20 protein-coding genes are annotated in these 21,837 nt (G+C 63.4%); 17 read left to right on the top strand and 3 right to left on the bottom strand.

Annotated elements, in window-relative coordinates; genetic code table 11:
- Window positions 1-105 precede the first annotated feature (105 nt).
- The 7 genes from KTR60_RS19935 to KTR60_RS19905 all read left to right on the top strand — a co-directional run bounded on the left by KTR60_RS19935 (window position 106) and on the right by KTR60_RS19905 (window position 8,986).
- Complete coding sequence (locus KTR60_RS19935; RefSeq protein WP_228402295.1) at window positions 106-2,664, top strand: bifunctional FO biosynthesis protein CofGH; 2,559 nt, start codon at window positions 106-108, stop codon at window positions 2,662-2,664.
- Window positions 2,664-3,422, top strand: coding sequence for a hypothetical protein (locus tag KTR60_RS19930; RefSeq protein WP_228401186.1), 759 nt, complete (start codon window positions 2,664-2,666; stop codon window positions 3,420-3,422). The genes KTR60_RS19935 and KTR60_RS19930 overlap by 1 nt, the downstream gene beginning before the upstream one ends.
- Before the next feature lie 146 nt (window positions 3,423-3,568).
- A complete protein-coding gene (gene fdxA, locus KTR60_RS19925; protein WP_003945248.1) occupies window positions 3,569-3,892 on the top strand; it encodes a ferredoxin in 324 nt (107 codons plus the stop codon).
- Between the two features lie 5 nt (window positions 3,893-3,897).
- The gene (gene dapC, locus KTR60_RS19920; protein ID WP_125051628.1) at window positions 3,898-5,001 is read left to right on the top strand and encodes a succinyldiaminopimelate transaminase; all 1,104 of its coding nucleotides are present in this window, start codon (window positions 3,898-3,900) and stop codon (window positions 4,999-5,001) included.
- A gap of 64 nt (window positions 5,002-5,065) precedes the next feature.
- Complete coding sequence (locus KTR60_RS19915; RefSeq protein WP_064113470.1) at window positions 5,066-5,746, top strand: rhomboid family intramembrane serine protease; 681 nt, start codon at window positions 5,066-5,068, stop codon at window positions 5,744-5,746.
- Between the two features lie 12 nt (window positions 5,747-5,758).
- On the top strand, window positions 5,759-7,171 hold the full coding sequence (locus KTR60_RS19910) for an acyl-CoA synthetase (protein WP_007726254.1): 1,413 nt from the start codon (window positions 5,759-5,761) through the stop codon (window positions 7,169-7,171).
- A 213-nt stretch (window positions 7,172-7,384) separates the two neighbouring features.
- Window positions 7,385-8,986: a substrate-binding and VWA domain-containing protein gene (locus tag KTR60_RS19905; protein WP_228401185.1), complete on the top strand. Its 1,602-nt coding sequence runs from the start codon at window positions 7,385-7,387 to the stop codon at window positions 8,984-8,986.
- On the opposite strand, the gene KTR60_RS19900 is transcribed toward KTR60_RS19905, so the two are convergent.
- Complete coding sequence (locus KTR60_RS19900; protein ID WP_228401184.1) at window positions 8,983-10,203, bottom strand: HNH endonuclease signature motif containing protein; 1,221 nt, start codon at window positions 10,201-10,203, stop codon at window positions 8,983-8,985. The genes KTR60_RS19905 and KTR60_RS19900 overlap by 4 nt on opposite strands.
- 211 nt (window positions 10,204-10,414) lie before the next feature.
- Here KTR60_RS19900 and KTR60_RS19895 point away from each other — a divergent pair, with 211 nt between their 5' ends.
- Entirely contained in the window at window positions 10,415-11,404 is a 990-nt protein-coding gene (locus KTR60_RS19895) for an ABC transporter ATP-binding protein (protein ID WP_125051626.1), read from the top strand.
- Window positions 11,404-12,162, top strand: coding sequence for an ABC transporter permease (locus tag KTR60_RS19890; RefSeq protein ID WP_065455456.1), 759 nt, complete (start codon window positions 11,404-11,406; stop codon window positions 12,160-12,162). Before KTR60_RS19895 ends, KTR60_RS19890 begins: the two co-directional genes overlap by 1 nt.
- A 9-nt stretch (window positions 12,163-12,171) precedes the next feature.
- Here the strand turns inward: KTR60_RS19890 and KTR60_RS19885 are convergent, their stop codons facing one another.
- Both KTR60_RS19885 and dapD read right to left on the bottom strand, forming a co-directional pair.
- The gene (locus tag KTR60_RS19885; protein ID WP_003945184.1) at window positions 12,172-13,554 is read right to left on the bottom strand and encodes an amino acid permease; all 1,383 of its coding nucleotides are present in this window, start codon (window positions 13,552-13,554) and stop codon (window positions 12,172-12,174) included.
- Window positions 13,554-14,507, bottom strand: coding sequence for a 2,3,4,5-tetrahydropyridine-2,6-dicarboxylate N-succinyltransferase (dapD, locus tag KTR60_RS19880; RefSeq protein WP_019749368.1), 954 nt, complete (start codon window positions 14,505-14,507; stop codon window positions 13,554-13,556). Before dapD ends, KTR60_RS19885 begins: the two co-directional genes overlap by 1 nt.
- A 49-nt stretch (window positions 14,508-14,556) precedes the next feature.
- Here dapD and dapE point away from each other — a divergent pair, with 49 nt between their 5' ends.
- The 8 genes from dapE to KTR60_RS19840 all read left to right on the top strand — a co-directional run bounded on the left by dapE (window position 14,557) and on the right by KTR60_RS19840 (window position 21,730).
- Window positions 14,557-15,627: a succinyl-diaminopimelate desuccinylase gene (dapE, locus tag KTR60_RS19875; protein WP_174519520.1), complete on the top strand. Its 1,071-nt coding sequence runs from the start codon at window positions 14,557-14,559 to the stop codon at window positions 15,625-15,627.
- 16 nt (window positions 15,628-15,643) lie between these two features.
- On the top strand, window positions 15,644-16,447 hold the full coding sequence (locus KTR60_RS19870; protein ID WP_003945176.1) for a TIGR00730 family Rossman fold protein: 804 nt from the start codon (window positions 15,644-15,646) through the stop codon (window positions 16,445-16,447).
- On the top strand, window positions 16,441-16,998 hold the full coding sequence (locus KTR60_RS19865) for a TIGR00730 family Rossman fold protein (protein ID WP_003945191.1): 558 nt from the start codon (window positions 16,441-16,443) through the stop codon (window positions 16,996-16,998). Before KTR60_RS19870 ends, KTR60_RS19865 begins: the two co-directional genes overlap by 7 nt.
- 112 nt (window positions 16,999-17,110) lie before the next feature.
- On the top strand, window positions 17,111-18,883 hold the full coding sequence (locus KTR60_RS19860; protein ID WP_003945170.1) for a long-chain-acyl-CoA synthetase: 1,773 nt from the start codon (window positions 17,111-17,113) through the stop codon (window positions 18,881-18,883).
- 30 nt (window positions 18,884-18,913) lie between these two features.
- Window positions 18,914-19,813 carry a dihydropteroate synthase gene (gene folP, locus KTR60_RS19855; RefSeq protein ID WP_030536944.1) on the top strand — a complete coding sequence of 300 codons (900 nt, stop codon included), beginning with the start codon at window positions 18,914-18,916 and terminating at the stop codon, window positions 19,811-19,813.
- A complete protein-coding gene (locus KTR60_RS19850) occupies window positions 19,810-20,751 on the top strand; it encodes a glucosyl-3-phosphoglycerate synthase (protein ID WP_228401183.1) in 942 nt (313 codons plus the stop codon). The genes folP and KTR60_RS19850 overlap by 4 nt, the downstream gene beginning before the upstream one ends.
- A 32-nt stretch (window positions 20,752-20,783) precedes the next feature.
- On the top strand, window positions 20,784-21,161 hold the full coding sequence (locus KTR60_RS19845; protein ID WP_007736086.1) for a DivIVA domain-containing protein: 378 nt from the start codon (window positions 20,784-20,786) through the stop codon (window positions 21,159-21,161).
- Window positions 21,161-21,730 (top strand): DNA-3-methyladenine glycosylase I, encoded by a 570-nt coding sequence (locus tag KTR60_RS19840; protein WP_003945189.1) that lies wholly within the window; start codon window positions 21,161-21,163, stop codon window positions 21,728-21,730. Before KTR60_RS19845 ends, KTR60_RS19840 begins: the two co-directional genes overlap by 1 nt.
- The last annotated feature ends 107 nt before the right edge of the window (window positions 21,731-21,837 follow it).

Raw genomic sequence — 21,837 nt, 5'->3', positions numbered from 1 at the left:
GGGGCGGTGAGGCCTCCTACTTCTGGCACCGGGTGGCACTAGTCGTCCCACATGGCGCATGATCGCTAGGTGAACCGAACTGGTGATGACTCCGGCAAACCCACCATGCTTCCGATGCCAGGTATTTCCGCGTCCGCCTCGTCCAGTCCGTCGCCCGGCCCGTCAGCGTCGGCGATGCGGCGAGTTCTCCGTCGTGCACGCGACGGAGCGACCCTGAACGTCGACGAGGCGGCAACGCTGCTGCAGGCACGGGGAACCGATCTGACCGATCTGTGTTCTTCGGCGGCCAAGGTTCGCGATGCCGGTCTGCTGGCAGCGGGTCGGCCGAACACCGTGACGTATTCGCGAAAAGTTTTCATTCCGCTGACCCGTCTGTGCCAGGACAAGTGCCACTACTGCACATTCGTCACGGTGCCGGGGAAGCTGCGTGCCGCTGGGCACGGCATGTTCCTGGAACCGGACGAGGTTTTGGACATTGCCAGGGCAGGCGCCGAATTGGGCTGCAAGGAAGCGTTGTTCACGCTGGGGGATCGCCCCGAGGCTCGCTGGCCGGAAGCCAAGCAATGGCTGGACGAACGCGGCTACGACTCCACCCTCGACTACGTGCGAGCGATGTCGATCCGGGTACTCGAGGAGACAGGCCTGCTCCCACACCTCAATCCCGGTGTGATGAGCTGGCAGGAACTCTCGCGGCTCAAGCCCGTTGCGCCGTCGATGGGCATGATGCTCGAGACGACCGCTACCCGGCTGTTCACCGACAAGGGTGAGTGCCACTACGGCAGCCCGGACAAGGACCCGGCGGTTCGGCTACGCACCCTGACCGACGCAGGCCGACTGAACATCCCCTTCACCACGGGAATTCTCGTGGGCATCGGGGAGAACTTCCTCGAACGTGCCGAGTCGATCTTGGCGATACGCAAGTCGCAGAAGGCGTTCGGCCACATCCAGGAAGTGATCATTCAGAACTTCCTGGCCAAGCCCGATACCGCGATGCGCAATACGCCTGATGCTGGACTCGACGAGTTTCTCGCGGCCATCGCCGTCGCACGCCTGCTGCTCGGGCCGACGATGCGGATCCAGAGTCCGCCGAATCTCGTCTCGAACAGCGAGTGCCTCGCGCTGCTCGGCGCAGGCGTGGACGACTGGGGCGGGGTATCACCGTTGACCCCCGATCACGTCAACCCCGAGCGTCCCTGGCCGAATCTCGAGACCTTGGCCGAGATCAGCGCCGAGGGCGGCTTCACGCTGACCGAACGCACTGCGGCTCAGCCGGCATATGTCCTGGCCGGGGCTCCGTGGATCGATCCGCGTATTGCGGGTCACGTGCAGGCGCTGGCGGATCCCAAGACCGGTCTCGCCTTGCCCGACACCAAGCCGGTGGGTCGGCCGTGGCAGGAACCGGACGAGTCGTGGGAATCGAGCGGACGCGTCGATCTCAATACCGAGATCGACACGGACGGGCGCAACACCGAGACCCGCAGTGACCTGGGCAGTGCGTTCGGCGACTGGGAGACCGTGCGCGAACAGGTTCTCGAGCTCAGTGCTCCGATTCGCGTCGACACCGATCTGCTGGCTGCGCTCCGCAGTGCCGAACGCGACCCGGCCGGATGTTCCGACGACGAGTACCTGGCCCTCGCCACGGCGGAGGGCCCGGGCCTGGAAGCCGTTGTGGCACTGGCGGATGCGCTGCGCAAGGATGCCGTCGGCGAGGACGTCACCTACGTGGTGAACCGGAACATCAACTTCACCAACATCTGCTACACGGGCTGCCGATTCTGTGCGTTCGCGCAGCGCAAGGGTGACGCCGACGCGTTCACGCTGTCGGCAGAGCAGGTCGCCGACCGTGCGTGGGAAGCGCACGTCGCCGGCGCAACCGAGGTGTGCATGCAGGGCGGTATCGATCCGGAACTTCCCGTCACCGGTTACGCCGACCTGGTCCGGGCCGTCAAGAAGCGCGTGCCGTCGATGCACGTCCACGCGTTCTCTCCGATGGAGATCGTGAACGGTGCATCGCGCAGTGGTGAGAGCATCAGGGATTGGCTGACGGCCCTTCGTGAGGCGGGCCTGGACACCATTCCCGGTACGGCAGCGGAGATCCTCGACGACGAGGTGCGCTGGATCCTCACCAAGGGCAAACTGCCGACGGCGGAATGGATCGAAGTGGTCACCACGGCCCACGAGGTGGGGCTGCGGTCGAGTTCGACGATGATGTACGGGCATGTCGATCAGCCGCACCATTGGGTCGGGCACCTGAACGTTCTTCGCGGAATCCAGGACCGTACAGGCGGATTCACGGAGTTCGTGCTGCTGCCGTTCGTTCACCAGAGCGCGCCCCTGTACCTGGCGGGCGCTTCACGGCCAGGGCCGACTAATCGGGACAACCGCGCTGCGCACGCGTTGGCACGCATCATGCTGCACGGCCGCATACCCAATATCCAGACCAGCTGGGTCAAACTTGGCATCACCGGAACGCAGATGATGCTCAACGGCGGCGCCAACGACCTCGGCGGAACGCTGATGGAAGAGACGATCTCGCGGATGGCCGGCTCCGAACACGGTTCCGAGAAGACCGTCGCAGAACTGCGCGCCATCGCCGAGGGAATCGGACGTCCGGCACGCGAACGAACCACCACACATGCACGACGCGAAGGAGCGATTGCCTGATGGCTGACGTACTGGGGGACCGCAAGGTCGTCGAGGTTCTCGATCGAGCGGTGTGGGGGATCAACCCGGTTCTCGACCTCGCCTACAGCGATCCGCTCGGTATCAAGCGTCGGACGTTCGAGCCGACCGATCCCGAGCGAAACGCTGCTGCGATGGTGTTGGACGCGGCCGCTTGGGTCCTCGACGTCGTCAAGTTCCCCGGGACGGCGGCGTGGTCGGTGATGACCGACGAGCAGCGCTCGAAGTGGTGGACGACCCGGTTGGGTGCACTCAACACCGTTGCCGTCGCGTTTCCCGGCATCTTCGGTGTCCTCCTCAATCGGTTGCCGATCCAGGACCTGCTGGCCTTCGCGAATCAGGCCGTTGTGCTCGTTGCGGTTGCCCGTGAACACGGAGTGACCGAACGGGATCAGCAGGTGGACCTCCTGGCGTCGGTGCTGTGCCGGCGTGAGACGAAGTCTCGAGAGCTTCTCACCGGAGTTGACTTCGCCGAGAAATCAGCCAGCGGCGCCGACGAGACCTGGCGCCCGTTCGCGCTCATCGGAACGTTGTGGCGCACGTCCAAGACTTTTCGTGCCATCACGGACGAGTTGCACAAGCGGCCGTCTCGGACAAAACCGTACGAGATCATCGGCAAGATTCCGGTGGTCGGCGTCGTGGCGGATTACCTCGGTGAGCGGGGCGCACTGGTACGCGCGGCCGCTCTGGGGGAGAAGTGGATCGCGATTCGGTCGAGGAACATCACCGCAGTAGGCTGAAATGTGTTACCCCCGCCTGCTCAGAGTCGGTCGGCAGGGGGATAATAGGCTGTTCCCGCGGTACGTGAGAGTCGTATCGGATTTTCGGCCCCTTGCAACTGCGTGTTGCGGCGGCGATGCACGACAGGAAGGCAGGGAGATCGGCAGTGACCTACACGATTGCTGAACCGTGTGTAGATGTGATGGACAAGGCGTGCATCGAAGAATGCCCTGTCGACTGCATCTACGAGGGTGGACGCATGCTTTACATCCACCCCGACGAGTGTGTCGACTGCGGCGCGTGTGAGCCTGTCTGTCCCGTCGAAGCCATCTTCTACGAAGACGACGTCCCGGACCAGTGGAACGCGTACATCAGCACCAACGTCGATTTCTTCGACGATCTCGGCTCACCGGGTGGAGCGGCCAAGCTCGGCAAGGTCGACTACGACACGCCGTTCATCAAGGCGCTGCCTCCCATGGGTGAGGAATAGCGATCTTGTCTCGTACTCCGGTGGCCGCTGGGCTTCCTGATTTTCCGTGGGATTCGCTCGCCGACGTCACGGCGAAGGCGCACTCTCATCCCGACGGCATCGTGAACCTGTCCGTGGGGACGCCGGTGGATCCGGTGGACCCGGTGATTCAGGAGGCTCTGGCCTCTGTTGCCGAGGTGCCCGGATACCCGACGACTCATGGCACGCTCGCGCTTCGCGAGGCCGTGGCGGAGTCACTGGATCGCCGCTACAACATTCCCGACGTCGATCCGGCAGCGGTGCTGCCGGCCATCGGTACCAAGGAAATGATCGCGTGGCTGCCGACATTGCTCGGTCTCGGAGCCGACGATCTAGTGGTCATTCCGGAGTTGGCGTACCCGACGTACGAGGTCGCAGCGAAACTGGCAGGTGCTCGCGTCCTGCGCGCCGACGGCTTGAACAAGCTCGGTCCCGAGTCGGCGGCGATGATCTTCGTGAACTCGCCCTCGAATCCCACCGGCAAGGTGCTCGGCCTCGAGCACTTGCAGAAGGTCGTGGCCTGGGCGCGCGAGCGCGGCGCCATCGTCGTCTCCGACGAGTGCTACCTCGGATTGACGTGGGAAGCCGATGCGCTCTCCATTCTCGATCCTCGTGTCAACGACGGTGATCTGACCGGTTTGCTTGCGGTCCACTCACTTTCGAAGACGTCCAATCTCGCGAGCTATCGCGCCGGGTTCGTCACCGGTGATCCGGCTCTGGTGTCGGAACTGCTCGAGGTGCGCAAGCATGCGGGCATGATCCTGCCGCTACCGATCCAGGCGGCGATGACCGCAGCCTTGGGCGACGACCAACACGAGAACATCCAGCGCGAGCGGTACCGCGAGCGTCGTAGTGTGTTGATCGAAGCTGTTCGAGGCGCCGGATTCACCGTCGACAATTCCGAGGCAGGTCTGTACCTCTGGGCGACGCGCGGCGAGGAATGTCGAGCGACGGTCAGTTGGTTCGCCGATCGTGGGATCCTCGTTGCCCCCGGTGAGTTCTACGGACCGAGCGGGAGCAAGCACGTGCGGATCGCGCTCACTGCAACAGACGAGCGAATCGCCGCGGCAGCAAAGCGCCTCTCCGCCTGAATCGTGTGCTTTCCCAGGTGTCAGGTTCCCTGATGTCGGTATCGGTCCGATGTAAGGTCGCGCTGTGACCACCTCAGGGACCGGCGGCTTGGACGCGGTACTGATTGTCGCCGTCGTTGTTGCCTCGATCGCGCTGATGCTCGCGTGGCTGAAGGATCGTCGAATACTCGGAGACCTACCTCTTTCGGCCGTTGTGCTTTGGCTCGTGGTGGCAGTGCCGTCAATTTTGCAGGCGCTGATGCCGGGACTGTTGGACATGTTTCGCCGTGATCCCACGTTGATCCGCGACGGTCAGTGGTGGCGGATCCTGACGTCGGTGTTCGTCCAGGACGGCGGCCTTGCCGGGACGGTTGCCAACCTTCTCACGTTGGCAGTGGTGGCGCCGCCTGCTTTTCGGCTCTGGGGCGCCGCACGCGGTTGGGCACTCTTCCTGCTCGGTCAACTGTTGTTCGGTTTGCTCACCACCGCAGTCTTCCCGTCGACCGGCGCAGGCAACTCCGGTGCCACGCTTGCTCTGGCAGCGGCGGCCGCGGGCATCGGCGTTCTGGTGCGCCCGCGAATGCCTGAGATTGTTCTGACGGTCGTGATTGTCGTCGGCGGCGCAACATTGGTGACGGTCGACGACGCACACGGATTCGCGGTGCTTTCCGGGGCGCTCTTGGGGGCTGCGCTGGTGACGCTGTTCCCTCCGCACTCGATGGACGCGCGTCGGGCAGGAGAAAGTTTGCGACCATCCGCGCTGTGAGATGCTGTCGTGGTGCTGCTGAGATCCTTGAACCCCCTTGCTGTTGCCCGCGGTGACGACCTCGACGACGCCGTGACGATCGGTGACACGGTTCTCTCGCGGAGTGCCATTCTCGGTGCCGCGACCTCGGTCGCGGAGCGAGTGGCGCAGGCCGATCGGGTTGCCGTATTGGCAACTCCCACAGCAAAAACGATTCTCGCCGTCGTCGGGGCGTTGATTGCCGGCGTCACCGTTGTGCCGGTCCCGCCGGACTCGGGGAAGGCTGAGCGAGAGCACATTCTGCGTGACTCCGGTGCCCAGGCGTGGCTCGGCGAAACGGACGACCACTGCGAAGGCCTGCCCGTGGTTCCCGTCCGATTGCACGCTCGCTCGTGGCACAGCTATCCCGAACCGGCACCGCAGTCCACAGCATTCGTCCTGTACACGTCCGGAACTACCGGCCCACCGAAGGGCGTTCTGCTCAGTCGCTCGGCTATCGCAGCCGGGCTCGACGCGCTCGCCGAGGCCTGGGACTGGACGTGGCGAGACACCCTCGTACACGGGCTTCCGCTCTTCCACGTGCACGGACTGATTCTCGGAATCCTCGGCCCCCTCCGGATCGGCAGCCGGGTGATCCACACCGTCAAGCCGACGCCGGAAAACTACGCAAGGGCCAAAGGCTCCCTCTACTTCGGTGTCCCCACCGTCTGGTCGCGTATCGCCGAAGACGAAGAAGCTGCCCGCGCGTTGTCCGGTGCCCGACTTCTGGTCTCCGGTAGTGCGCCGCTTCCCGTGCCGGTCTTCGAAAAGCTGCGGGAGCGAACAGGATTGACGCCCATCGAGCGTTACGGCATGAGTGAGACGATGCTGACCCTGAGCACGCGTTTCGACGGCGAGCGACGCCCGGGGTGGGTCGGCGTGCCGCTGCGCGGAGTCGAGACTCGTCTTCGTGACGAGAAGGGCAACGATGTGCCGCACGACGGCGAGAGTATCGGCGGCCTACAGGTACGTGGGCCGATGCTTTTCGACGGCTACTTGAACCGTCCGGACGCAACCGCCGAGTCCTGGACGGAGGACGGCTACTTCAAGACCGGTGACGTCGCCGTCATCGACGAGGGTGGGTTCCACCGAATCGTCGGCCGCGAATCCATCGACTTGATCAAATCCGGTGGATTCAGAGTCGGCGCCGGCGAGATCGAGACCGCCATCCTCGGGCACCCTTCGGTGTCCGAAGTTGCGGTGATCGGTGTCCCCGACGCCGATCTGGGGCAGCGGATCATCGCCGTCGTAGTCCGTAAGCCCGGGACTCCCGAGGTCACCGAAGCCGAATTGGTCGAGTTGGTCGGGGCGGAGTTGTCGGCGCACAAGCGTCCCCGTGAGGTTCGATTTGCCGAGACTCTGCCACGTAACGCGATGGGCAAGGTTCAGAAGCGTGAGCTGCTCTAGGCAAGTCAGTTTGCTGAAAAGTCGCTGCGACGCTTGAAGGTTCGTGAATTCGGCCGGCCTGTCCCGAAATGTGGGCTCGCCGGTTCTCCGACGATTCAGCGCTAGTTGGAATTTCTGTGTTCTTGGCTACACTACCGCCCGGTAGGGACAGTTCCAGTCGCGCGCATACCGTCGGTATGCCTGAGTGCGAGTGGCCTCGGAAGGGCAGATTTCATGGCGGGCGGACGGCATTCGAGTCCTGACAGCGGGCGGTCGATCGGGTTCTACGCAGTGGGTGGGTTGGTTGCCGTCGCGGTAATCGCCACCGGGGTGGTGGTCTTCAAGGCAACACAGTCCGATTCCTGCGAGAGCGTCGACGAGTACTCGCTGGCAGCGGATCCTGCGATCGCGCCGGCAGTCACAGAGATCCTCGCAGAATCGTCGCCGGAGCAGGCAGGCTGTTCGCGGATCACGGTTACCTCTGCGCTGCCCGGGGACGTTGCGGGAACCCTGGGTAAGGGCGTGGACGCGCCGGACATGTGGATACCGGATTCGACAGCGTGGGTGGGCAAAGCTGCATTGACGGCCAAAGGGCCGGTCGCTGCCGCCGGCGGTTCGATCGCCACCTCGCCTGTCGTTCTCGCCTCCGGCGGTGGCGAACAGTTTGCCAGTTGGCTCGCGGCGCTACAGGTTCCCGACCTGGCGTTGGGCAATCCGTTGTTCACAGGGGTTGCGTCGGCGCCCATTCTCGGAGCTCTCGCGGAGACCGGGGCCACCTCCGAATCCGTTCGAGCGGCACTCGTACCCCATGCGCAAGCGGAGAGTGTTCGTACCGAAGATCAGCCGGTAGGACAGAAGATGCTCACCGAATTGGTCAGCTCCGGAAAGGTCGGTGTTTCGACCGAGCAACAGGTCGTCGAGTTCACGAAGGCTGAGTCGAAGATTTCCGCGACAGTACCGGCGACGGGAACCATGATCATGGATTACCCCCTGGTGGTCAGTGCTTCGGCACCGGACCGGCACTACGCCGCAGCCAAGAAGAGTGACGCCATCGCCGAGCTGTTGCACAGTGAATCTGCTCAGGAAGTGCTGACGCGCAGCGGGTTCCGTACTTCCGGCGGTGGAGCCGTCGAAGGTGGAGTCGGTGACGTCACGGCACTGACCGTGTCCGAACAGTCGGTGGCCGATCAGACACTGGGCGCTTGGGCTCTGATGGCCAAGCCGATCCGGACACTCGTTGCGATCGACGTGTCTGCGTCGATGGACTACCCGGCGGCAGGCGGCAAGACGCGCATGCAGTTGACCACTGCTGCTGCTCTGGCCGGCAATCAGGTCTTCCCAGACAGCGTCGCTGCCGGTCTCTGGGCGTTTTCCCAAGGTATGAACGGAACCCAGGACTTCCAGGAATTGGTGCCGATCAGGCGCTACGACACGATCGTCGACGGTGTGACTCAACGAAAGTTGATGGCAGATCAGGCGAACCGGCTCACCGAACTCAAACGTGGCGCCACAGGTTTGTACGACACGACGCTGGCCGCATTCCGTAAGGTTCAGGAATCGTACGATCCGCGAGCAGTCAACAGCGTCATCATCTTGACCGACGGCGCAAACGAAGATCCTGACAGCATCAGCCGTGAACAGTTGCTCGATGTACTTGCACGCGAGCAGGATCCGGCGCGTCCGGTCATCATCGTCACCATCGGCATCACCGATGACGCAGATGCGGCGGCGCTCGCCGATATCTCCCGCGTGACGGGCGGTTCGACGTACATCGCTCGTGACCCCTCGGAGATTTCCGAGGTGTTCGTGAACGCATTGGCTCACCGAGGAACTTAGGCCGCATCCGGACTGGTCCAGGGTGCCGGAAGTGGCGGAGCCTCAGACGAATACCGGTGCCCGGTAGGTGTCGTTGTGGTGAAGGTGTGCCGGTTACCTGGTACAGGTTCGGCAGTCCAGTCCGAGCCCTGTTTCGCGTAATTGCATGCCGCACACAACCCGGCACCGTTGGCTGCGCTGGTGAGTCCACCCCTCGAGTGATCGCGAATGTGGTCGCGGTGGCGAACCGGCGCGTCGCACCACGGAGTACGGCAGCTTCGATCACGGAGTTCGATCAATCGCGCCAACCCCTTCGGGAAGGTTCTCGCCGTGGATTCCATTGCGGTCAGCGCGCCCGTATCGGGGCGTGCGTAGAGCTTTCGGACCGTTGCCACCGTTTCGGAGTCTTCGCTGGCCTTGGTGATCCATTCGCGTGCAATAGCGGCTGGTACAGGTCCGTACCCGTGGACGTACGCCGGGGCGGAATTGTCGCCCAACAATGACTGGTCGGAGACAACCAGATTCACGGTGACGGGTGTCGGTGTGGCGCGGCCGATTCCGGTAACCCGCTCGACCAGGAGATCAGCCATGATTTGCGCTCGGGTGCGCTTGTCCCCGCCGGCAAGTACGGAATCTGCGTCGCGCCTGAGCGTGGCGTGCACGGCGATACCTTCGGCCGCGGGAAGAAACACATTGAGCCAGCACATCGTGTCGGGCGCAGGCCGTGACGTCACTCGTCTGTCTCCCACGGCTTTGCGTGCTCGTCTGGCAACACTGTCGGAGTCTATTTCGGCAGCGCGTGCGCGGATTCTTTGTGTCAGTTGATGGTTGCCGCATCCGTCCAAGATTGCAGCGTCGCAGCAGAACTCGCGATCCAACGTAGCGCGATCCTGGGCGGTGAGACATGAAGTCTCGCGCATGAGGATCGTCGCCTGATGCTCACTGATGGAGCCGTCGACGAGTAGTCGAAGTGTGTGCGGCATCTCGTCGTTCAGTGCGCGGGCCAGGTTCAGATGCTGAGTTCCGAACCAAGCCGACTCTCGCCGTGCGAGGGCAATCTGCGCGTTGATTCCACGGCTTTGGTATGCGCGCGGCACTCCCCGTTCGCTGCGGTCGTTGCGGGTGAACGCGTCGAGATCGGCAGCCAGCAATGCCTGGGCACCAGCGCAACTGGCCTTCAACTCTTCCAAAGCGCGCAGAAGATCCACGCGTGCTGCGTTGTCGATGGATCGATCCATGCTGACGAGTGATGCTCGGAATTGTCCGATGGTCTCTTCGGATATCGCCTGTTTGGATATGGCCTGTTCAGATACTTGCGTCGTCACTTTTACCCCCCGGTAGTGTCGAACATACATTCGATACTAGCCTCGACAGCGAACGGACGCAACGCCTTTCTCCGTTGGCGTCTGAAAGTTCCGACAGTTCGGTTTTCATGGTTGACTGGTCCTCATGATCGAGCTGAGGGGATTGACCAAGGTTTACGGACCGACGAAAGCGGTGGACGATTTGTCGTTCACGGTCAAGCCGGGCATCGTGACGGGCTTTCTGGGCCCGAACGGTGCAGGTAAGTCGACGACGATGCGGATGATCCTGGGTTTGGATCAGCCGACGTCGGGTGCGGCGTTGATCGAGGGCAAGCCGTATCGAGAGCTCAAGACGCCGTTGCGGACGGTGGGTGCGTTGCTGGATGCGAAGTGGGTGCACCCCAATCGCAGTGCGCGTGCGCATCTGCAGTGGATGGCTGCTTCGAACGGGATTCCGAAGTCCCGCGTCGACGAGGTGCTCGGGTTGGTCGGGTTGTCCGAGGTGGCGGGCAAGAAGGCCGGCGGGTTCTCGTTGGGTATGTCGCAGCGTCTGGGGTTGGCGGGTGCGTTGTTGGGGGATCCGAAGGTGTTGTTGTTCGACGAGCCGGTCAACGGTCTCGATCCGGAGGGCATCGTCTGGATTCGTAAGTTCATGCAGCGGTTGGCGGCCGAGGGCCGCACGGTGTTGGTGTCGAGTCACCTTCTGTCGGAGATGGCGCTCACGGCGGAGCAGTTGGTGGTGATCGGTCGGGGTCGGTTGATTTCGGATTCGACGGTCGCGGAGTTCGTGGATCGTTCGTCGGAGTCGACGGTGCGGGTGCGTAGTCCTCAGCTCGATGCGTTGCGCAGTGTGTTGCTCTCGCAGGGGCTGACGGTGCGTGAGGACGGTTCCGGTGTTGCCCCGGCATTGGTGGTGGTGGATTCGACCACCGATGTGATCGGTGGTTTAGCTGGTTCGCAGGGGATCGTGTTGTACGAGTTGGCTTCTGTGCAGGGGTCGCTCGAGGATGCGTTCATGAAGTTGACCGGGGACGATGTCCAGTACCACGCATCCGGTATCGATCCGGGTGTCGGTGCACACCACGCAAATACACAGCAGGCAAACACGCAGCAGGCTATGGGAGGTGCACTGTAATGGCTGTTCTCAGTGCTGAACGTATCAAGATCACCACGACCAAGTCGCCGCTGTGGTGCACGATCATCATCATCGTGCTCGGGTTGGGACTCGCTACCGTTTTCGGACTGAGCGCCAAGTCGTCGCTCAGCAGCCCCAACGGTGCAATGATGCCGACAGTTTCGGGGGCACTCAGTGGAGTGACCGGCTTCGGTGTGTTGGTTCTGATGATCATGGCGGCTCTCGCGATCACCAGCGAATATCGTTTCGGGACCATCCGCACCACCTTCCAGGCAGTTCCGAACCGCGCCTCGGTGCTCGTCGCCAAAGCGGGCCTCATCGGTGGGTTCGGAGCGGTGCTGACTCTCGTGTTGTCGTTCGGCGCCTTCGCCCTCACGAAGGCCACGGCAGGTGACGCCGGAAGATTCTTGACTCTGTCCGGCGACGAGAACTGGCGGGTCGTCTACGGAACACCGATCTACGCGTTCTTCTGCGTAGTTCTAGCAGTCGGAGTGGGCGCGTTGCTCCGGCAGTCTGCAGGTGCGATCGCATTATTGCTGTTGTGGCCCTTGCTGATCGAGAATCTTTTCAACCTGTTCGGAAGTATCGGCGAGAAGATCATGCCGTTCCTGCCGTTCATGAACGCCAACAACTTTCTCGGTTCCAGCGGTGGCGTCGATTTCCACTGGGGACCCTGGGGCAGCCTGATCTACTTCGCCCTCTTCGTGCTCGTCGTATTCGGTCTCAGCATCGTCGTCGTGAACAGGCGGGATGCATAGGCACACGGATCAGACGGGCTGATTCTGCTTACGCCAACGGGCGTTCAGGAAACCCAATGCCGCGATCACGAGGAACAACACGGTGGTCGAGATCAACTGTGCACGGGCATCGGCGTCGAAGAGCATGAGGACGACGAACACACCGAGCATCGCGAGTGTCGCGTAGCTCAGATACGGGAACAGCCACATCCGAACCGTCAGCTTGCCCGACGCTTCGAGTTGTTTTCGCAGTCGCAGATGCGAGACGACGATGAAGATCCAGATGACCAGCAGCGCAGCGCCGACTGCGTTGAGCAGGATGCCGAGCAGGTCGTCGGGGAGCAGCCAGTTGAGCAGGACGCTGACGAAACCGAAGAACACCGACAGCAGAACGGCATTGGTCGGAACTCCGGTGCTCGACAGTTTCGCCATGAAGGCGGGTCCGTCGCCGCGGCGCGAAAGTGAGAACGCCATGCGAGAGGTGCCGTAGATGTTGGCGTTGAAGGCGGAAAGCAACGCCACCACTACGACGAGTTCCATGAACCCGGCAACGCCTGGAATGTTCGCCTTGTTCAGGACGGCCACAAACGGGCCGCTCTCGAGTTCGGGGTCGTTCCAGGGCAGCACCAGAACCATGATCGAGATGGCGCCGATGTAGAAGACGCTGATGCGCCACACGACGCTCCGGACAGCGACGGCGATGGAGCGTTCCGGATTCTCGGATTCGGCTGCGGCGATGGTGACGATCTCGATCCCACCGAAGGCGAATGCCACGACGAGAAGTCCTGCGGCAATGCCGGACAGCCCGTTGGGCATGAAGCCGCCCTGGCCGAACAGATTGCTCGTACCGACCGGGTCGGTATCGGGGAGGATGCCGAACACCAGCAGGACACCGATGATCAGGAAGCCGATGATGACGGTGACTTTGATTGCGGCGAACCAGAACTCGAACTCACCGAAGTTGCTGACTTTCGCCAGGTTCACCACGGCGAAGAACACCACGAAAACCAGGGCGACAACCCATTGCGGGATCGACGGCACCCAGTCGTTCACGATCGCCGAAGCCCCGGTGATCTCGGCGCCCAGCACCATGATCAGCATGAACCAGTAGAGCCAGCCCATCACGAAGCCGGCCCACTCGCCGATCCCCAGGCGCGCGTAGTGAGAGAAGGAACCGCTGGCCGGGATCGCGGCGCCCATCTCGCCGAGCATGCGCATCACGAACACCACGACGGCGCCCGCAAGGATGTAGGAGATCAGGACGGCCGGCCCGGCCTTGGCGATACCGACGCCGGTTCCGAGGAACAGGCCGGCGCCGATGGCCGAGCCCAGGCCCATCATCGTCAGATGGCGGACCTTGAGACCGTGGCCGAGAGCAGTGGTTGTTCCGTCGGAGACGTCGGTGCTACTCATCAGTCGTTGGCGTGCAAAGCAGCGTTCAGTTCGACGCCGGTGCCCTTCCACGGCACGACCTCGACGGCACCCGAGACCGAGTTACGACGGAAGAGAAGGTTCGACTTGCCGCTCAGTTCCTTGGCCTTGACGACGGTTCCGTCCGGGCCGGTGACCTTGGTGCCGGCGGTGACGTAGAGGCCCGCTTCGAGGACGCAGTCGTCGCCGAGCGAAATGCCGAGGCCGGCGTTTGCACCGAGGAGGCAGCGCTTGCCGAGGGAGATCGTTTCCTTGCCTCCACCGGAGAGGGTGCCCATGATCGAGGCGCCGCCGCCCACATCGGATCCGTCGTCGACGACGACGCCCGCCGAGATGCGACCTTCGACCATCGAGTTGCCGAGGGTGCCGGCGTTGAAGTTGACGAAGCCCTCGTGCATGACGGTCGTTCCGCTGGCGAGGTGTGCACCGAGTCGGACACGGTCCGCGTCACCGATGCGAACTCCGGACGGCACGACGTAGTCGACCATGCGGGGGAACTTGTCGACGCTGAACACGGTCACGACGCCGCGGATGCGCAGACGCGAGCGAACCTGCTCGAAACCTTCGACGGCGCACGGGCCGAAGTTGGTCCACACGACGTTGCTGAGCAGGCCGAACTGGCCGTCGAGGTTGACACCGTGGGGTGCGACGAGACGGTGCGAGAGGAGATGGAGGCGCAGGTAGACGTCATGTGCGTCGACCGGCGCCTTGGAGAGATCGGCGATGGTGGTGCGCACGACGACCTGCGATACCTCGCGAGCGTCATCAGTGCCTGCCAGCAGTGCAAGATCGGAAGGAATATCTGTTCCCTCGACGTTCTCGGTACCGGTCTTGTCGAATGTTCCCAGCTCCGGTGCCGGGAACCAGGTGTCGAGGACGGTTCCGTCCGCGGTCACGTTGGCGATACCTACTGCTGTTGCTCCCTGTGCGCTCACGGGACTAGAGATTACTGGGTGGTGGGTGCACCGGCCTAGGCTGGTGCGTGTGAGCATCCTCGATCTTGCTTCGGACCCCATCGACTTGACGGCCGCCCTGGTCGACATCCCCAGCGTCTCGCACGACGAATCCGTCATCGCGCAGGCTGTCGAGGATGCGCTGCGTGAGCAGACTTCGGGCTTCGAGATCATCCGCAACGGCAATGCCGTGTTGGCGCGTACGTCGCGTGGTTTGCCCAGTCGGGTCATGCTCGCCGGACATCTGGATACGGTGCCGATCGCGGACAACGTTCCTTCGCGGCGTGACGGCGACATCCTGCACGGCTGCGGGACCGTGGACATGAAGTCGGGCGACGCGGTCTTCCTGCACCTTGCGGCCACCATCGAGAACCTGGCCCACGATCTGACCCTCGTCTTCTACGACTGCGAAGAGATCGCCGCAACGTACAACGGCCTGGGACGGATCGAACGCGAGATCCCGCAATGGCTCGCGGCGGACGTCGCAATTCTCGGTGAGCCGACGGCCGGTTTCATCGAGGCCGGGTGTCAGGGCACGATGCGGGTGCGGTTGACGGCTTCGGGAACTCGCGCCCATTCGGCCAGGTCCTGGCTGGGGGACAATGCCATTCACAAGTTCGGCGGAGCGTTGGAGCGGTTGTCGGCGTACCAGCCGCGCTCGGTCGACATCGACGGTTGCGGCTACCGCGAGGGCTTGTCGGCGGTGCGGATCTCCGGCGGTGTCGCCGGAAACGTCGTCCCGGACGAAGCCGAGATGGACGTCAACTTCCGATTCGCACCCGATCGCAGCGAGGTACAAGCCGAGGCGCACGTGCGCGAAGTGTTCGACGGTCTGGGCCTCGGATTCGAGGTCACCGACTCCTCGCCCGGCGCGCTGCCTGGCTTGGCGAACCCGTCCGCTGCCGCCCTGATCGAGGCGGCCGGTGGTCAGTTCCGTGCGAAGTACGGGTGGACCGACGTGTCCAGGTTCTCGGCGCTCGGCATTCCTGCCGTGAACTACGGACCGGGTGATCCGAACCTCGCGCACAAGCGCGACGAGCACGTTCCGGTGCAGCAGATCACCGACGTCGCGGCCGTGCTGAGGAAGTATCTGTCGGCCTGACCGTTAGCCTTGCCGCATGGCACCAGAGAAGAATTCGGCTTCGAAGAAGCAGAGCTCGTCGATCAAGCACCGCGGGCCGGTTCAGCTTCGACGCAAGCGCAAGGACGAGAAGACCACGACGGATCAGCGCTTGCTCGACAAGCGCGGACCCACGGATTGGGTACACACCGATCCGTGGCGTGTGCTGCGTATCCAGAGCGAATTCATCGAAGGTTTCGGCGCACTCGCCGAGGTCCCGCGTGCGGTGACGGTGTTCGGTTCGGCCCGCACCACGGTCGATCATCCCGAGTACCAATCCGGGCGCGAGCTGGGAACGGCGTTGGCCGAGGCCGGGTACGCCGTCATCACCGGTGGTGGGCCAGGAGTGATGGAAGCTGCCAACCGCGGTTGCAGCGAGGCCGGCGGGTACTCGATCGGCCTCGGCATCGAGTTGCCGTTCGAGCAGGGACTCAACGAGTGGGTGGATCTCGGAATCAACTTCCGGTACTTCTTCGCACGCAAGACGATGTTCGTGAAGTACTCCCAGGCATTCATCTGCCTGCCCGGCGGCTTCGGAACACTCGACGAGCTGTTCGAGGCACTCACCCTGGTCCAGACCCACAAGGTCACGCGCTTCCCGATCGTCCTGTTCGGTACCGAGTACTGGTCCGGACTCGTCGACTGGATTCGCGGCACCCTCGAGCGGGACGGCAAGATTTCCGAAGGTGACGTGAATCTGCTGCACGTCACCGACAGCGTGGAAGAAGCAGTACGAATCGTCCTCAACGCCGACAAGGGCGTCGACGAGGCCGCAGATCTGGGGAAAGAAGAAGAATGGTGACCGATTCCGACAAGAAGTACTCGATCTGCGTCTACTGCGCGTCGGGTCCGGTGGACGAATCGTTCCTGGCGTTGGCTGCCGAGGTGGGAACCGCGATCGGTCGACGCGGATGGCAGTTGGTCTCGGGTGGCGGCAACGTGTCGATGATGGGCGCTGTCGCCGAGTCCGCTCGCGCGGCGGGTGCCTGGACCGTCGGCGTCATCCCGAAGGCCTTGGTGCACAAGGAAGTTGCCGACGTCGATGCCGACGAGCTGATCGTCACGGACACCATGCGCGAACGCAAGAAGCTGATGGAAGACCACGCCGACGCGTTCATCACGCTGCCCGGCGGAATCGGGACGCTGGAAGAGTTGTTCGAGACGTGGACAGCCGGCTACCTGGGAATGCACGAGAAACCTGTCGTGATGCTCGATCCCGTCGGCCACTTCACCGGCCTGCTCGAGTGGTTGAACAAGCTCGACGGGACCGGCTTCGTCGGGCGTCAGGCGCTGGACACTCTGCTGGTGAGGACGGACGTCGAGGCCGCGCTCGACGCGTGCGTCAAATCCTGATCAGACGCGTGCGTGAAACCCTGACCTGGGGCATGGCGGGCTTTATTACCGTGCAGTAAGGTGGCCGCAGACTGGGCGGCCGAATGGGCGCCGGATACGTGTTAGGGGAGCCATGAGTTCGGAAGCCCGTTCGACCGTCGGCCTGCTCGATCTGGCGGCAAAACTGCCGTCGATGATCACCGAGGTGCCGATCCTGGCGCGGGGGGCCGCCGGGCTCACCCGTAAGCCTTCGGCCAAGGAATCGATCGGGTTGATCTTCCAGAAGGCCGCGCACGCGCACCCGTCGCGCCCGTTCATCCGGTTCGAGGGCCACGCGACCAGTTACGCGGAGGCCAACGAACTGGTGAACCGCTACGCCGACGTCCTCCGCGGACGAGGAGTCGACCGCGGAGACGTCGTCGGAGTGCTGGCAAAGAACACTCCCGAAGCGCTGCTGATCGCCTTGGCCGCGGTAAAACTCGGCGCGGCAGCGGGCATGCTGAACTACAACCAGCGCGACGACGTTCTGGCACACAGCCTTACGCTCCTCGACGCGCGGGTCCTGGTGGTCGCCGACGAGTGCGAAGAAGCCCTCGAATCGTTGCCCGCCGGATTTAGCGGACCGAACCAACTTCTCGTCAGCGAACTCGCGGATCTGGCGAAGACGGCTGATCCGTCCAACCCCGCGGTCACCGCCGAGGTGCTGGCAAAGGAGAAGGCGTTCTACATCTTCACCTCGGGCACCACCGGAATGCCCAAGGCCAGCTTGATGACTCACTTCCGTTGGCTGAAGTCGATGTCGGGCCTCGGGTTGATGGGCGTGCGCTTGCGCGGCTCGGACACCCTGTACTGCTGCCTGCCGCTCTACCACAACAACGCGTTGACGGTCTCGCTGTCCTCGGTGCTCGCGTCCGGTGCGACAATCGCGATCGGACGTCAGTTCTCGGCCTCGCGGTTCTGGGACGACATCGCACTGAACAAGGCGACCGCGTTCACCTACATCGGCGAACTGTGCCGCTATCTGCTCAACCAGCCGGTCAAGCCGACCGACAGCGACAATGCTGTTCGGCTGATGGTGGGTAACGGTCTGCGCCCTGAGATCTGGGCCGAATTCACCCAGCGGTTCGGCATACCCCGCGTCGCCGAGTTCTACGGTGCGAGCGAATGCAACATCGCGTTCGTCAACGCACTCAACGTCGACAAGACAGCAGGCATCTGCCCGTTGCCGCACGCCGTCGTGGAGTTCGACGAGGACACCGGAAAAGCGTTGCGTGGAGCCGACGGTCGACTCCGCAAGGTTTCCACGGGTCAGGTCGGACTCCTGCTGTCGAAGGTCACCGACCGGGCGCCTTTCGACGGTTACACCGACGAAGCGGCGAGCAACAGCAAACTGGTACGCGGCGGATTCAAGGACGACGACACCTGGTTCGACACCGGAGACCTGGTGCGCAAGCAGGGATGGGGCCACGTCGCCTTCGTCGACCGTCTCGGCGACACCTTCCGTTGGAAGGGAGAGAACGTCGCCACCACGGAGGTCGAGGGCGCGCTGAGTTCGCACCCGGCCGTCGAGGAAGCAGTTGTCTACGGCGTCGAGATTCCGGGCACCGACGGTCGCGCGGGCATGGCGGCGGTCAAGCTGCGGGACGGTCAAAGCTTGGAGGGAAGTGAAGTCGCGGCACACCTCTACGGCAAGCTCCCCAACTACGCGGTCCCGCTGTTCATCCGCATCGTCGACTCACTCGAACACACCAGCACTTTCAAGTCGCGCAAGGTGGAATTGCGCAACGAGGGCTACGACGTCGGCGCCGACACTCTGCACGTTCTCGAAGGCCGTGAGGGTGGTTACGTGGACTCGTACGACGAATACGTCGGAAAGGTCGCGGCGGGCTCGGTACCCAAGGGCTAGACCGAGTTCCGTCATGCCAGTATGAGTGGCATGTCTTCACTCCCCGGTTCTACCGCGCAGCCAGGTCCGGCGCCCACCCTGTGTGGGCGTCCGGTCGCGGTCGACCGTGCACTGGTGATGGCCATCGTCAACCGCACTCCCGATTCCTTCTACGACCAAGGCGCGACGTTCTCGGATTCGGCAGCGATGGCTGCCGTCGACAGGGCCGTCGACGAGGGCGCCGATCTGGTGGACATCGGGGGAGTGAAAGCTGGGCCCGGTGACCTCGTCGACGCCGACGAAGAGGTCAGGCGAGTCGTTCCGTTCGTCGCCGCGATCAGAGCCAAGTACCCCGAGCTGATCATCAGCGTCGACACCTGGCGGAGCGGCGTCGCGCGGTTGGCACGCGCCGAAGGCGCCGACCTGATCAACGACACGTGGGCGGGTGCGGATCCCGACCTCGTCCTGGTTGCTGCCGAGACTGGTGCCGGGATCGTCTGCTCGCACACGGGTGGCGCGGTTCCGCGCACCCGCCCGCATCGTGTCCGCTACGACGACGTCGTCGCAGATGTGGTCACCGAGGTCGTGTCGGCGGCAGAGCGCGCCCTGGCACTCGGGGTTCCGCGGGACGCGATCCTGATCGATCCCACCCACGATTTCGGTAAGAACACCTTTCACGGGCTCGAGTTGTTGCGGAAAGTGGACGTTCTTGTAAACACCGGGTGGCCAGTGCTGATGGCGCTGAGTAATAAGGACTTCATCGGGGAGACTCTTGGTGTGGAGCTTTCCGAGAGGTTGGAGGGAACATTGGCAGCGACAGCAATGGCCGCGGCGGGCGGCGCCCGGGTGTTCCGTGTTCACGAGGTGGCGTCCACCCGTCGAGTCGTCGACATGGTGGCCGCGATCCAGGGACGCCGTGCCCCGGTACGTACGGTTCGAGGTCTGGCATGAGCATCACCGGTGCGGGCCCGACCCGCGTATGGGCAGACGCCAACAGTTGGGACCATCCGAGTTGGACGGTCGCCGAGCTCGAACGGGCGAAGGGTGGCCGAACCGTCTCGGTGGTGTTGCCCGCACTCAACGAAGAGGACACCGTTGCTGCGGTGGTCGACACCATTCATCCGTTGCTCGGAGGTTTGGTCGACGAGTTGATCGTTCTCGATTCCGGTTCGACCGACCGTACCGCCGAGCGTGCTCGCGCGGCTGGAGCAACGGTGATCAGTCGTGAGAGCGCAGTCCCGTCCATCCCGCCGACCGCGGGCAAGGGCGAGGTGCTGTGGCGTTCGGTCGCCGCAACGACCGGCGATCTGATCGCATTCGTCGACTCCGATCTCATCAATCCCGATCCGGCGTTCGTGCCCAAACTGCTGGGGCCGCTGCTCACGGTTGACGGCATCCATCTGGTGAAGGGCTACTACCGCCGTCCGCTGCGCGTGAGCGGCACGGAGGATGCCAACGGCGGCGGGCGAGTCACGGAATTGGTTGCGCGGCCCATGTTGGCCGCGCTGCGGCCGGAACTCACGTCGGTACTGCAACCGCTTGGCGGTGAATACGCGGGCACCCGTGAGCTGCTGTCCGCTGTCCCGTTCGCGCCCGGCTACGGCGTCGAGATCGGCCTTCTGCTCGACACGTACGACACGTTGGGGCTGGCGGCGATCGGTCAGGTCAATCTCGGTGTGCGCAAGCATCGCAACCGGCCGCTCGCCGACCTCGGTGTGATGAGCCGGCAGATCATCGGAACGATGCTCCGGCGGTGCGGGATCGAGGATTCGGGTGCCGGGTTGACCCAATTCCTGGTCGACGGCGATTCTTTCGTGCCCGAGACCACCGAGGTTTCGCTACTCGATCGACCCCCGATGAATTCGATAGTGCGCACCGCGGGGGCCTGACCGCTCACACTCGGGTATGGGAGTATCGGTCCATGATGACGATCCTCCTGTACCTGATTGTCATGGCACTGGTCGGCGCGATGATCTTCCTCGCCGCCAGCGCTGTGTTCGGGCGCTCGGAAGAGCTGCCGCCGCTGCCTCCTGGCACGACGGCGACCGTACTCCCGGCAGAGGACGTCACCGGGGCGGATGTCGACGCGCTGCGTTTTCAGCAGGTGCTGCGTGGCTACAAGGCGAGTGAAGTGGATTGGGCCCTGCATCGCCTCGGGTTGGAAATCGATTCTCTGCGTGCACAACTGGGCCGTGACGAGCGGTCTGAGGTCCTGGTGAAAGCGGATGCTCCGGACAAGGCCGAAGCATCGCAGGAGGAGCCTGAGACCGTATCCGAATCGAAGGATTCCCAGGGCTGATGGCCGACGGACTCGTTCGGTGCGGCTGGGTGGTCGAGACGCCCGGCGACACGCTCTACCGCGACTATCACGACGAGGAGTGGGGGCGTCCGCTGCACGGGCGCGACGAACTGTTCGAACGACTCGCCCTCGAAGCATTCCAATCGGGACTTTCGTGGATCACGATTCTGCGCAAACGCGAGGCGTTCCGCGAAGCCTTCGACGGGTTCGATCCGGACAAGGTCGCAGCGTACGGAGTTGCGGATGTCGAGAGATTGCTCTCCGATGCCGCGATCGTCCGCAATCGCGCGAAGATCGAGGCGACGATTTCCAACGCCCGAGTGCTCGTGAATTCGCCCGATCTGGACCTCGATTCGTTACTCTGGTCGTTCTCGCCGCCTCGACGCACCAGAAGACTGACATCAATTGCAGAGGTTCCCGCGGTCACTCCCGAGTCGACTGCCATGGCTAAGGAACTCAAGCGGCGCGGGTTCAAGTTTGTGGGTCCTACCACGGCTTATGCGCTCATGCAGGCCACCGGAATGGTCGATGATCACGTGGCTGATTGCTGGGTTCCGGCGCAGGTGTGACGGTCGACTGAACACCCCTAAATGTGACTCAGATTCCCGGTTCCCGCATCCATAGGGAACAATGGAGGGTACGAGCCTCGCTGATTGTTGGCGGGGCGCACCGTTAG

The sequence above is a fragment of the Rhodococcus sp. C1 genome (assembly GCF_020809065.1).
GTDB classification, from domain to species: domain Bacteria; phylum Actinomycetota; class Actinomycetes; order Mycobacteriales; family Mycobacteriaceae; genus Rhodococcus_F; species Rhodococcus_F qingshengii.
Note: the sequence above shows the minus strand (reverse complement) of the source record. Positions and strands in the feature narration are given on the sequence as shown.